The organism is Pseudomonas sp. BF-R-24, assembly GCF_019947335.1.
GTDB classification, from domain to species: Bacteria; Pseudomonadota; Gammaproteobacteria; order Pseudomonadales; family Pseudomonadaceae; genus Aquipseudomonas; species Aquipseudomonas jessenii.
The window spans coordinates 40365-51966 of sequence record NZ_JAGYGG010000001.1 but is presented as its reverse complement, the minus strand read 5'-3'; the positions used below and the strand labels follow the sequence as shown (position 1 = coordinate 51966).

General features: G+C 60.9%; 12 protein-coding genes. 7 read left to right on the top strand and 5 right to left on the bottom strand.

The genetic code is table 11. The features are described 5' to 3' along the window. Positions 1-295 precede the first annotated feature (295 nt). The 5 genes from KGA98_RS00320 (at position 296) to KGA98_RS00300 (ending at position 5369) form a co-directional block, all read left to right on the top strand. Complete coding sequence (locus KGA98_RS00320) at positions 296-1507, top strand: MFS transporter (protein ID WP_154862088.1); 1212 nt, start codon at positions 296-298, stop codon at positions 1505-1507. A 203-nt stretch (positions 1508-1710) separates the two neighbouring features. Next, the gene (locus KGA98_RS00315) at positions 1711-2313 is read left to right on the top strand and encodes a DUF72 domain-containing protein (RefSeq protein ID WP_223499938.1); all 603 of its coding nucleotides are present in this window, start codon (positions 1711-1713) and stop codon (positions 2311-2313) included. Next, positions 2310-3107 carry an endonuclease/exonuclease/phosphatase family protein gene (locus KGA98_RS00310; protein WP_223499930.1) on the top strand — a complete coding sequence of 266 codons (798 nt, stop codon included), beginning with the start codon at positions 2310-2312 and terminating at the stop codon, positions 3105-3107. Before KGA98_RS00315 ends, KGA98_RS00310 begins: the two co-directional genes overlap by 4 nt. Then, positions 3104-4396 carry a cardiolipin synthase ClsB gene (gene clsB, locus KGA98_RS00305; RefSeq protein WP_223499922.1) on the top strand — a complete coding sequence of 431 codons (1293 nt, stop codon included), beginning with the start codon at positions 3104-3106 and terminating at the stop codon, positions 4394-4396. The genes KGA98_RS00310 and clsB overlap by 4 nt, the downstream gene beginning before the upstream one ends. Beyond that, positions 4383-5369 carry a lysylphosphatidylglycerol synthase domain-containing protein gene (locus KGA98_RS00300; protein WP_218498439.1) on the top strand — a complete coding sequence of 329 codons (987 nt, stop codon included), beginning with the start codon at positions 4383-4385 and terminating at the stop codon, positions 5367-5369. The genes clsB and KGA98_RS00300 overlap by 14 nt, the downstream gene beginning before the upstream one ends. Positions 5370-5508: 139 nt before the next feature. On the opposite strand, the gene KGA98_RS00295 is transcribed toward KGA98_RS00300, so the two are convergent. The 3 genes from KGA98_RS00295 to KGA98_RS00285 form a co-directional block, all read right to left on the bottom strand. Continuing rightward, positions 5509-6267, bottom strand: a complete 759-nt coding sequence (locus KGA98_RS00295; protein ID WP_223499914.1) for an alpha/beta hydrolase family protein — start codon at positions 6265-6267, stop codon at positions 5509-5511. Then, positions 6257-7366, bottom strand: coding sequence for a DUF3182 family protein (locus KGA98_RS00290; protein WP_223499909.1), 1110 nt, complete (start codon positions 7364-7366; stop codon positions 6257-6259). The genes KGA98_RS00295 and KGA98_RS00290 overlap by 11 nt, the downstream gene beginning before the upstream one ends. A gap of 267 nt (positions 7367-7633) precedes the next feature. Further along, positions 7634-8626 (bottom strand): GlxA family transcriptional regulator, encoded by a 993-nt coding sequence (locus tag KGA98_RS00285; protein ID WP_223499901.1) that lies wholly within the window; start codon positions 8624-8626, stop codon positions 7634-7636. A gap of 101 nt (positions 8627-8727) precedes the next feature. On the opposite strand from KGA98_RS00285, the gene KGA98_RS00280 reads away from it, so the two are divergent. Both KGA98_RS00280 and KGA98_RS00275 read left to right on the top strand, forming a co-directional pair. After that, positions 8728-9288, top strand: coding sequence for a cysteine hydrolase family protein (locus tag KGA98_RS00280; protein WP_223499899.1), 561 nt, complete (start codon positions 8728-8730; stop codon positions 9286-9288). A 221-nt stretch (positions 9289-9509) separates the two neighbouring features. Further along, on the top strand, positions 9510-10010 hold the full coding sequence (locus KGA98_RS00275; RefSeq protein ID WP_223499897.1) for a YkgB family protein: 501 nt from the start codon (positions 9510-9512) through the stop codon (positions 10008-10010). A gap of 30 nt (positions 10011-10040) precedes the next feature. Here the strand turns inward: KGA98_RS00275 and KGA98_RS00270 are convergent, their stop codons facing one another. Then, positions 10041-10913: an AraC family transcriptional regulator gene (locus KGA98_RS00270; RefSeq protein ID WP_102672154.1), complete on the bottom strand. Its 873-nt coding sequence runs from the start codon at positions 10911-10913 to the stop codon at positions 10041-10043. A 163-nt stretch (positions 10914-11076) separates the two neighbouring features. After that, positions 11077-11595 carry a single-stranded DNA-binding protein gene (locus tag KGA98_RS00265; protein WP_007984430.1) on the bottom strand — a complete coding sequence of 173 codons (519 nt, stop codon included), beginning with the start codon at positions 11593-11595 and terminating at the stop codon, positions 11077-11079. Between the last annotated feature and the right edge of the window lie 7 nt (positions 11596-11602).

The window sequence follows — 11602 nt, the reverse complement described above, 5'->3', positions numbered from 1 at the left end:
GGATATTGCCCGCAGATAGCAGGACAGTGATATCTCCTGTGGCGAGGGGGCTTGCCCCCGTTGGGGGGCGAAGCGCCCCCAAAACCTACCGTTCGAATTCATCTGATGCGCCGCATTCAATGGGTTTACGACTGCTTCGCAGCCGAACGGGGGCAAGCCCCCTCGCCACAAGTATGCATCCGTCCTCGCGATATTTGATCTGCACGCAAATATCAAATGTCCATCCCTGTATTTTTCTGACCGAGCCAAATCCCGACACTGCGCTCCATCACATCATTGCACCGGAGTTGTAGCCATGCCCATTGCCTTGCTCGCGCTGACCCTCAGCGCCTTTGCCATCGGGACGACCGAGTTCGTCATCGTTGGCCTGTTACCCACCATCGGCGCCGACCTCGGCGTCAGTCTGCCATCCGCCGGCCTGCTGGTCAGCCTGTATGCCCTTGGCGTTGCCGTCGGCGCCCCGGTGCTGACCGCCCTCACCGGCAAGGTTCCGCGCAAATTGCTGCTGTTGTCGCTGATGGTGCTGTTCACCCTCGGTAACCTGCTGGCGTGGCAAGCACCGAGTTACGAGTCGTTGATCCTCGCACGGATCGTCACCGGCCTGGCCCACGGGGTGTTTTTCTCGATCGGCTCGACCATCGCCACCAGTCTAGTGCCGAAGGAAAAAGCCGCCAGCGCGATTGCCATCATGTTCACCGGCCTGACCGTGGCGCTGGTCACCGGCGTGCCGCTGGGGACATTCATCGGCCAGCATTTCGGCTGGCGTGAAACCTTCCTCGCCGTTTCGGCCCTGGGCGTGATCGCCTTCATCGGCAGCTTGATCTACGTGCCGAAAAACATCGCCCACAGCAAACCCGCATCGCTGTTGCAGCAATTGCAGGTGCTCAAGCAACCACGCCTGCTGCTGGTGTATGCGATGACGGCCGTCGGCTACGGCGGCTCGTTCATTGCCTTTACCTTCCTCGCGCCGATTCTTCAGGACCTCTCCGGCTTCAGCGCCAGCACCGTCAGCCTGGTGTTGCTGGTCTACGGCATCTCCGTAGCCGTCGGCAACATCTGGGGCGGCAAACTGGCGGACAAGCGCGGCCCGATCAGCGCCCTGAAAATCATCTTTGCCCTGCTCGCCGCCGTGTTGTTCGTGCTGACTTTCACCGCCGGTAATCCTTGGCTCGCGCTGGCCACCGTGCTGGTCTGGGGCGCCGTGGCATTCGGCAACGTGCCGGGGTTGCAGGTATATGTGGTGCGTCAGGCTGAGCATCACACCCCGCAGGCGGTGGACGTGGCGTCCGGCCTGAACATCGCGGCGTTCAACCTCGGCATTGCCGGTGGCGCGTGGGGCGGTGGCCTGATCGTCGCCCACATGGGGTTGATTCACACCGCATGGATCGGTGGCCTGGTGGTGTTGGTGGCACTGGCATTGACCGCGTGGAGTGGACGTCTTGATCGCCTCGGCCCGGTGTATGCCGAACCGGCTGAGGGCTCTGCCCGCGTTATTACGGGTCACTGATACCCACTGTGGGAGCGAGCTTGCTCGCGATGACGGCGGTCCATTCAACATGGATGTGACTGATAAACCGCCATCGCGAGCAAGCTCGCTCCCACACTTGTTCGGTGTTGTTCTGTGGAAAATTGACCATCCGTAGCCCCATCGAAACTTTCGCCGCGGCCTCGTAGTCATCTCAAGACAGGGGCAGTCAGACCGGAGGCGACATGGCGGCAATTCATATCGGTATTTCAGGCTGGCGCTACACGCCCTGGCGGGGAGACTTCTACCCCATTGGCCTGACCCACAAGCGCGAACTGCAATTCGCCTTGCGGGCGGTCAACAGCATCGAAATCAATGGATCGTTCTACGCACTGCAGCGCCCCGAACGCTATGCCGTGGAAATCCGCCATGACAGCTTTGTCGATCCGCTGTTCGTCCGCTTGCTCAAGCGCTACAACACGGCCCTGGTCATCGCCGACACCGCAGATAAATGGCCGTATCGCGAAGACATCACCAGCGATTTCGTCTACCTGCGTCTGCATGGCGCCGAAGCACTCTATGCCAGCGGTTACACCCCGCAGGCACTAAAACGCTGGGGCGAACGAATCGAAGTCTGGCATCACGGCCAGCAACCGGATAATCCACAATTGATCGCGCCCCGGCAGAAGCCAAAGGCGTGCAAATCCCGGGAGGTGTTCTGCTATTTCGATAACGACGTCAAAGTCCGCGCCCCCTTTGATGCACGCCACTTGCTGCAACGCCTGCACCTCGAAAAAAACCTCGCCACCGTCCCCGGTGAGCCTGCGGCCGAGGGCGTGTTGCCATGAGCATTCCAGAGCCGGTCGGCGTCACGGACGAGCAGACCCCCATCAACACGACAGTGCAGCGCTTCACCGTGCTGACGGTCAACACCCATAAAGGTTTCACCGCCCTCAACCGGCGTTTCATCCTGCCGGAACTGCGAGAAGCGGTGCGCAGCGTGTCTGCCGATGTGGTGTTTTTGCAGGAAGTCCACGGCACCCACGAACAGCACCCCAGGCGCTACACCAACTGGCCGGCGATGCCGCAATACGAATTCCTTGCCGACAGCCTGTGGCCGCAGTTCGCCTATGGCCGCAATGCGGTGTATCCGGCGGGCGATCACGGCAATGCGCTGCTGTCGAAGTTCCAGATCATCCGCCACGACAACCTCGACGTGTCCATCAGCGGCCACGAGAACCGCGGGCTTTTGCATTGCGTATTGCGCTTGCCCGGTGACGGCCAGGAGGTACATGCGATTTGCGTGCATCTGGGGCTGCGCGAAACCCATCGCACCGCGCAACTGAAGCTGCTCGCCCAGTGCCTGGACGCCCTGCCCGGCGACGCCCCGGTGATTGTCGCCGGGGACTTCAACGATTGGCGCCAGCGCGCCGATGCATTGCTCACGCCCAGCGGTTTGCGCGAAGTCTTCGCCGAGCACCATGGCAAACCGGCGCGCAGTTTCCCCGCGCGCTTGCCGGCATTGCGCCTGGACCGCATCTACGTACGCAACCTCAAGGCCAGCCATCCGCAAGTGCTGACCTCCCGGCCCTGGTCGCACCTTTCCGACCACGCCCCGCTGTCGGTGGAGATCGAGCTATGAGCAGCCAGTCGATGGAAAAAAACACGCTGGAACACATCCCCGCTCCGCCCACCCGCGAGCCGACAGCGGTCGATGTCGAATACGGCTGGCAAGGCAGCAATCGGGTCGAGTTGCTGGAAAATGGCGAGGCGTATTTTCCCCGGGTGTTTGAAGCCCTGCGCCGGGCGCAAAATGAAATCCTGTTGGAGACCTTCATTCTGTTCGAGGACAAGGTCGGCAATGAGCTGCAACAGATTCTGATCGAAGCCGCCCAGCGTGGCGTGCGCACCACCGTGAGCCTCGACGGCTTCGGCTGCGGCGAACTGAGTACCGGGTTCCTGAACGCCCTGACCGCGGCCGGCGTGCACCTGCAAATGTTCGATCCGGCACCGAAACGCCTGGGCATCCGCACCAACTGGTTCCGGCGCCTGCACCGCAAGATCGTGGTGGTCGATGGCACCGTCGCGTTCGTCGGCGGGATCAACTTTTCCGCCGATCATCTGGCCGATTTCGGCCCCGAGGCCAAACAGGATTACTCCGTGGAAGTTCAGGGTCCGGCGGTTGCCGACATCCATCACTTTGCCCTGCTGCAATGCGGTCGCCCAGCGCGCGCCAAATACTGGTGGCACCGCCGTCGGCAGCGGCGTTCGGAACTGGCCTTCAGCGATCACGATGGCCAGGTGCGGCTGGTGTACCGCGACAACGGGGAACACCAGACCGACATCGAGGAGGTTTACCGCCAGGTATTGCGCCAGGCGCAGCGCCGGGTGGTGATCGCCAACGCCTACTTCTTTCCAGGGTTCCGCTTGTTGCGCGAGATCCGCAACGCGGCCCGCCGAGGGGTGGATGTGCGGCTGATCCTGCAGGGCCAGCCAGACATGCGGGTGGCCAGGCTTGCGGCGCGCATGACCTACGATTACCTGCTCAAATCCGGTGTGAAGATCTACGAATATTGCGACCGTCCGCTGCACGGCAAGGTCGCACTGGTGGATGAAGACTGGAGCACCGTAGGCTCCAGTAACCTCGACCCGTTGAGCCTGTCGATGAACCTGGAAGCCAACGTGCTGATCCGCGACCGTGGCTTCAATCGAGTTCTGTTCGATCGCCTGGAAGACCTCAGCGACAACCATTGCAAGGTCATGTCTCACGACATCGCGCCACGCGGGCGTGTCTGGCACATGACCGTCGGTTTTCTGGTGTTTCACTGCCTGCGGCATTTCCCGGCGTGGGCCGGTTGGTTGCCGGCGCATAAACCTCGCCTGAAACACATTCCTCCTCCGACCGGGGCCGCTGACCATGAACCGCACTGAGCCCCACACGGCAACTCACGCCAAAAGCCCTGGGAAGACGCACTGGAACCGCTGGAAACGACCGCTGACGATGCTGTTTTTCCTGATGCTGATCGTGCTGTTCACGATGCTCGCCCAGCGCATCGAATGGAACGAAGTGTTCGATACCCTGGCCGATTTCAAGGTGCGCACACTGATCATTGCCTCGGGGCTGACCCTGGTGAGTTTTCTGGTGTACGCCTGCTTCGACCTGATCGGCCGCACCTACATCCGCCAGAACCTGACCTGGAAGCAGATTCTGCCCGTGGGGATCATCAGCTACGCCTTCAACCTGAACCTGAGCGCCTGGGTCGGTGGCATCGCCATGCGATACCGGTTGTATTCGCGGCTCGGGGTCAGCAAGAGCAACATCGCGAAAATCCTCGGTCTGAGCCTGGCGACCAACTGGTTCGGTTACATGGTCATTGCCGGCGCCATGTTCAGCAGCGGGCTGGTACGCATGCCGCCGGGCTGGAAGCTCAGCAGTAGCGCGCTGCAAGGCGTGGGGGTTTTGTTATTGCTGCTGAGCGCCGGATACCTGGTGGCGTGCCGGTTTGCCAAACGTCGGGAGTGGGTGATTCGTGGTGTGGAGATTGACCTGCCGTCGCCGCGCATGGCCGTGCTGCAACTGGCCCTCGGTGCCCTGAACTGGTCGCTGATGGCAGCGGTGATCTTCACCTTGCTACCGAACAAACTGGACTATCCACTGGTGCTGGGCGTGCTGTTGATCAGCGCCATCGCCGGGGTCATCACTCACATCCCGGCCGGGCTCGGCGTGCTGGAAGCCGTGTTTGTGGCGCTGCTGCAACACGAGGCTTCGCGGGGCAGCCTGGTGGCGGGACTGCTGGCCTATCGGGCGATTTATTTCATCCTGCCGTTGTTGATTGCCCTGGTGATGTACCTGCTGGTGGAAGCCAAGGCCAAGTCATTGCGGATTGCGAAGAAACCCAAGTGATTTTGTGCCGGTTGTGAGGACGCCTTCGCGGGCAAGCCCGCTCCCACAGTGTCTGTTGGTGGATGCAGATTCCATGTACACCCTCGCTCCTTGTGGGAGCGGGCTTGCCCGCGAAGGGGCCCGCAAGAACACCCCAATATCAGGATGATTGAATAATGCTCAAACGCTCCCCCACCACCATCTCGGTAACCCAGCCGACAAGGATCGAGGTATAGGCCTGCTGCGAAACCGGGTCGCTCAGCGCATGGTCGGCGCCATCGATAATGCGATGGGTCAGCGAGTGAGTCTGCTGGCACGCCGCGCGGTAACTCATGATCGTCGAATGGGGCACGTAGTCGTCGGTCTCGGACTGCACCAACAGGACATCCCCGGTGAATTGCGAGCAGGCGTGCAAGGCACGATTGCTGTCGGCACGCACCAGGGTGCTTCGGTAATCACGCAGATCCAGCTTGTCCAGGTCGCGTTTCGGCGCGTGCCATTGCTCGTCTCGATACAGCGCCGGCACCCGCAGCGCCAGCCAGCGCACGGGCCTCAGCGAGGTCAGAATCGAGGCCAGATACCCCCCGTAACTGGTGCCGACCACGGCAATCGCCGAGGTATCGAGGGCCGGGTGCGCGAGCAAGCGGTCATAGGCCGCCAGCAGGTCGCGCAAATTGTCTTCCCGGGTCACCCGGGACAATGGAATGCCGGTGCCACCGGTGTGCCCGCGCAGGTCAAAGGTCAGGCACACGCACCCCAACCCGGCGATACCTTTGGCGCGTTCCAGATCCCGCTCCTGGCTGCCGCCCCAACCGTGCACAAAGAGCACGCCGGGGACTTTCGATTTGGGACTCAGGAAGGTCCCGCTCATCTGTTCGTCGTCGATGTCGATCTGAATGGATTCGCTTCTAGCCGTCATAGGGTTTAACCGTCACGTACTTGAGGAGAAAGTCACTGGCCTGCGCCGGCCCGCGGTACACCTCGATGGCGTCCGCCGGCAGCGGCTGGTCGATGTAGGTTTCCACCGAAGACACACGAATCGCGCACATCCCCGGATCGTTGACGAAACTCTGCAAGGCCGCGACCTCGGCGCTGCTGGCGCCGCCCATGCGCCAGGATTGTTCGAGCACACCGCTGCGTGGTCGGCCATCGCTGCCGATGCCCTGGGCGATGTCGTAGTTGCGCCGCGAGGCATAGAAACCTGGGTAGGCTTCATCCGCCGCGCTGTCGAACACCTGTGCCTGGCGGATCGCCAGTTGCACGTCTTCCGGCAGATCCAGCTTCAACAATTCGTCATAGCCGCCTGGCACCACCAGCAGGTTGGACCCGCCATAAACCTGTTCACCCTGAGCGTCCTCGGTCAAGTATTGATCACCGCAGTAACTGAGTACCTTTGCGCCGATAAAACTCTGGCCGACGCTGTGGGTGATCACCTGGTCCAGGTCCTGTTCGAGCACCACGCCTTCGGTGAACATCGCCTCGGCCTCGGGCTGGGCAAGCAGCTCATCGAACTCGTCGAGGCTTTTGATCACTTCCTGACCACGTCCGGCACAGGCATGAATCGGTTTCAGGCGGATCGGCCCGGTGTACAGCAAATGCTCCGCCGCCGGGCGCGCATCCTTCAGGGAGAACACGCTGAGACCGTCGAGCACCACGCTGCGCACCCGCTCGGAAAACAACGGAGCCCAGCCTCGCGGCGCATGGGCATGGTGGTTGAGCAATCCGTGACTGATGGCTTTGGTGCAGATGAAGTCGTGGTCGACATAACCGCCCCACAAATCCTCCGGGCCCTTGACCCCCAGTTGCCGGGCAGCCGCAGCGCCCACAAGGGTCTGGGTCGGCAACAGGTAGAGGTCTCGCCCTGCATGCAGTTGCGGGTCGTAGCTGCCGCCGTAGTTGAGCCCCAGTATCTGCGCCAGCCAGCGGGCCAGTGCGCGGTTGGTTTCAACTTCATGCACTGGCGCGTCGGCGAACACCGAATGGGCGACCACCAGTTTCCTGCGGTTTGCCGGGGTCATGCATCCCCCTTCAATCGACGTTTGATGAATGTAGCTGAAGGGGTGCAGAGATCAGGCCAAGGCCCGTTGAGGGAAAAGGGGTTTTAAATCAGCCCGTTGTGCAGGAAGTGATGGCATGTGGCCTGTTTTATTCTGCACGACGCCCTTTGATACTCCGGCATTTTGCACGATTCCAGCCCACACGCCCGACCCTGTGGGAGATTCTATGTTGCAGACGCACAGCTATCGCGAGCAAGCTCGCTCCCACAGGGAATCGAGGTGATGCGACTACCGTGCGACCGATCCAGAGTTCACCCCAAACCGTGTCCGATAATCACTCGGCGCCAACCCGGTGATCTTCCTGAACGTTGCGCGAAACGCCCCGGGGTCCTGATAACCCACGGTCCAGGCGATGTGGTCGATGGTGCCGTTGGTGAACTCAAGCATTTCCCGGGCCTTGCCGACTCGCAGGTGCTGGCAGTATTCGGTGGGTTTGAGCCCGGTGGCCGCGCGAAAGCGTCGCAGGAAGGTGCGTTCTTCCAGCCCTGCCTTTTCGGCCATCGCCGCCAGCGACACATCGGTCGCTCCGGTGCTTTGCAGCCAGTGTTGCACCTTGAGGATCGTCGCATCGCCATGACTGAGGATCGGCGCAAAGTTGCTGCCGCACTCACTGGCGCTATCGCTGTGTTCCACCACCAGAAAACGCGCGGTGTTGGTGGCGATGCTCGGCCCCAGCAACCGGTTGACCAGGCGCAGACCCAGTTCCGACCAGGCCATCAGCCCGGCGGTGGTAATCAGGTCGCCGTCATCGACAATCGGCGTATCGGCCTTGAGCCGGATCGCCGGATAACGTTCGGCGAAAGCTTTGGCCGAGGTCCAGTGAGTGGTGGCGCTGCGACCGTCGAGCAGACCGCTTTCGGCCAACAGGATAGAGCCCACGCAAACCCCGCCCAGTGTCGCGCCGCTGGCATGTTGCTCACGCAACCAGCGAATCAATCCCTTTGGCGCCTGGCCCTCGGAAAAACCGCCGATCGATGGCGGAATCAACACGGCCACCAGGGCGCGCTCCGGGCCAGGATGGCTGTCGAAGACCCGAACCGGCGGCTGATCACCCTCGACCTGCCAATGGCTGACCCGCAACAGCGGCAACTGCGCAGACTGATGTTCGGCGGCGATCCGGTTGGCCACCCCGAACAAATCCGTCAAACCATGCACCGCCGCCATCTGCGCGCCGGGATAGATCAGCACACCGAGTTCGGCGATTGCCCTTTCTGCGTCCATTGTCAGTTTTCCCCCTTCTATTGTCGGTGCGGCCAATCCTCGGATCGCCTGCCAGAGCCAATACTTCATTCCACACCAACACACACTTCGAGGAAACAGTCATGGTCAAGCAAGCGCTCATCGTAGTCGATATCCAGAACGACTACTTCCCCCAAGGCAAGTGGCCGCTGGTCGGTGCCGACGCCGCCGCCGACAACGCCGTACGCCTGATCAAGGCCTTCCGCGACGCAGGGGATTCAGTGGTGCACATTCGCCACGAATTCACCTCTGAAGATGCGCCGTTTTTCACCCCGAACTCCGAGGGCGCGAAGTTGCACCCGAAAGTGCTCAACCGTGCCGACGAACCGGTGGTGCTCAAACACTTCGTCAACTCGTTCCGCGAAACCGAACTGAAATCGATCCTCGACGAACAAGGCATCAAGGAACTGGTGGTCGTGGGCAGCATGAGCCACATGTGCGTCGACGGCATCACTCGGGCGGCGGCGGATTTTGGCTATACGGTCACTGTGATCCACGACGCCTGCGCCACCCGTGACCTGGAGTTCAATGGCGTGACGGTTCCGGCGGCGCAAGTTCATGCGGCGTTCATGGCGGCCCTGGCGTTTGCCTATGCCAGCGTGGTCTCGACCAACGAGTACCTGACAAGAAGCCGGAAGGTGTAAACCTTATTCAGGACAAGACAGCGAAAATGAAAAAGCCCATGGCCTCACCTGCCATGGGCTTTTTATTGCCAGTGAGTCTGGACGATCTGCATCAAACGCAATACCGCCAGAATCCTGAAAAGTCATGCCAAAGCCAACAATCACTCCACTCCCAACGCATACGCGGGGGATGTTGCTTTCACCCATGCCACTTTCTGGATAACTCACTGGAAGCCTGAACAATGAACAGCATGAATATCAGCACTGACAGCCTGTCGAAAAAAACATCCCTCGGACTCACCACCATGGCGCTAGGGACCTACGGCATTTACTTCGCCCTCGCCATTATCTACTTCTGGTTCGGGGGAATGAAATTCACCCACTATGAAGCAGAGGGACTGGTGCCACTGGTAAGCAACAGCCCGTTCCTAGGATGGGTCTATAACATTTTCAGTGTCGATCTGTTTTCCAGTTTGCTTGGCGTTCTGGAGATCTCCATCGGTGTACTGATTGCGGGTCGCCTGCTGTCGCCAAAGCTTTCCTTGATCGGGGGCGCCTTGTCGGCCGGGCTGTTTTTCACCACCTTGAGCTTTATGTTCTCGACCCCCGGCGTGATTGAGCCCGGCCTTGGTTTCCCGGCCATTTCGGTCGCGCCAGGCCAGTTCCTGCTCAAGGACATCGGCTTGCTTGCCGCCTCCCTGTTCGTGGCGGGCCATTCGCTGACCCGACTGGAAACCCCTTGAGCTGACAACTTCACCCGCCGATGGCCTGAATCAGCTCGATGCATTCAGGTCATCGCCATCACCCGCCAGTACGCGGCCCTCAAGGGCCAGGGATTTCATCCAGTCCCGTGGACTGCAGCCGGTCTTGCGGCGAAACGCACGGGCAAGGGCCGACGGACTTTCATAGCCCACCTCATCGGCGATCAGCGTAATCGGCCGCCCCTCCCGCAGGCGCTTCTGCGCCAGACTGATCCGCCAGCTCAGAAGATAATCCAACGGTGTTTGCCCCAGGACCGCGCGGAAATGCACGGCATAAGCGGCGCGGGACATGTTCGATTCATTTGCCAACTCGGCCACTGACCAGGCCCGCTGAGGTTGGTTGTGCATCTGTATCAGCGAGCGCGACAGCCGCACATCGGCCAACCCGGCCATCATCCCGGTGCTCAACTGATGGTGGTCGAGCAAATGCCGGAACAGCAGGATGATCAACAGTTCGAACAAACGATCAAGCACGGCCTCCCTGCCGCAATGCCCGGCGCCAGCTTCACCGAACAGCCATCTCAGGGTGTCGGCCAGCAACGGCAGCTCATCCAGGGGCAACACCAGAAGATCGGGGAGCGAAGCAGATATCGGATTGCTGGCGCCGCCATCGAACAGCATCGACGCACACAACAGCTGAGCACCTTCAGTCTCACTGGCGATGAGCTGATGTCGACTGGGGCGTGGCAGGAAAATCAGGCTGGGGCGAGTGATCAACAACTCACTCCTCCCTGGGCCTTTCAAAGTGACAGAGCCGGCCTGCAGCAGGTGAATATGACCGCGCTGGTCGGCGCCATCGTAGGACGCCACGCCGCAAAGCATGCCGCTGTAGAACAGGTTCGCGCGCACGCCGAACTGTGACAACAACGTAGACAGGCGATCCATAGGGCAACTCTGCACAGGGTCTGGACCCATAGCAGAGTATCACTGCGCGCTGACCGCTGGACGATCCTCGATCCCGGCGAGGAATGCCCTGGTAAAAATGCAAAAAAGCCCGGCATCCATAGGGAGGCCGGGCTTTTTCAGGTTCTATTCTTTGGTGAAAGAATCAGAACGGGATATCGTCATCAAAGCTGTCGAAATCCGGAGCCGGCTGAGGAGCGGCCTGCTGTGGAGCCGGGCGCGACTGTTGCGGCGCCGACTGCTGTGGACGTGGAGCCTGCTGGCGTGGCGCGGACTGCTGGTAGTTGTTACCACCGCCCTGGCCCTGCTGGTCGCCCTGTGGACGGCCGCCCAGCAGTTGCATGGTGCCTTGCATGTCGACCACGATTTCGGTGGTGTAACGCTTGATACCGTCTTTTTCCCACTCGCGGGTCTGCAGCTTGCCTTCGATGTAGACCTGAGAACCTTTACGCAGGTATTCGCCAGCGATTTCTGCAACCTTGCCGAACATCGACACACGGTGCCATTCGGTCTTTTCAACTTTCTGACCGGTTTGCTTGTCGGTCCACTGTTCGCTGGTCGCCAGACTCAGGTTGGTCACGGCGTTACCGTTAGGCAAGTAGCGAACTTCGGGATCCTGGCCGCAAGTGCCGACCAATATGACTTTGTTAACCCCACGGGCCATAACGTTC

Bases quoted from the DNA above. Each gene is read 5' to 3' on its own strand.
- KGA98_RS00320 (WP_154862088.1), top strand. From the start codon at position 296: ATGCCCATTGCCTTGCTCGCGCTGACCCTCAGCGCCTTTGCCATCGGG.
- KGA98_RS00315 (WP_223499938.1), top strand. From the start codon at position 1,711: ATGGCGGCAATTCATATCGGTATTTCAGGCTGGCGCTACACGCCCTGG.
- KGA98_RS00310 (WP_223499930.1), top strand. From the start codon at position 2,310: ATGAGCATTCCAGAGCCGGTCGGCGTCACGGACGAGCAGACCCCCATC.
- clsB (WP_223499922.1), top strand. From the start codon at position 3,104: ATGAGCAGCCAGTCGATGGAAAAAAACACGCTGGAACACATCCCCGCT.
- KGA98_RS00300 (WP_218498439.1), top strand. From the start codon at position 4,383: ATGAACCGCACTGAGCCCCACACGGCAACTCACGCCAAAAGCCCTGGG.
- KGA98_RS00295 (WP_223499914.1), bottom strand. From the start codon at position 6,267: ATGACGGCTAGAAGCGAATCCATTCAGATCGACATCGACGACGAACAG.
- KGA98_RS00290 (WP_223499909.1), bottom strand. From the start codon at position 7,366: ATGACCCCGGCAAACCGCAGGAAACTGGTGGTCGCCCATTCGGTGTTC.
- KGA98_RS00285 (WP_223499901.1), bottom strand. From the start codon at position 8,626: ATGGACGCAGAAAGGGCAATCGCCGAACTCGGTGTGCTGATCTATCCC.
- KGA98_RS00280 (WP_223499899.1), top strand. From the start codon at position 8,728: ATGGTCAAGCAAGCGCTCATCGTAGTCGATATCCAGAACGACTACTTC.
- KGA98_RS00275 (WP_223499897.1), top strand. From the start codon at position 9,510: ATGAACAGCATGAATATCAGCACTGACAGCCTGTCGAAAAAAACATCC.
- KGA98_RS00270 (WP_102672154.1), bottom strand. From the start codon at position 10,913: ATGGATCGCCTGTCTACGTTGTTGTCACAGTTCGGCGTGCGCGCGAAC.
- KGA98_RS00265 (WP_007984430.1), bottom strand. From the start codon at position 11,595: ATGGCCCGTGGGGTTAACAAAGTCATATTGGTCGGCACTTGCGGCCAG.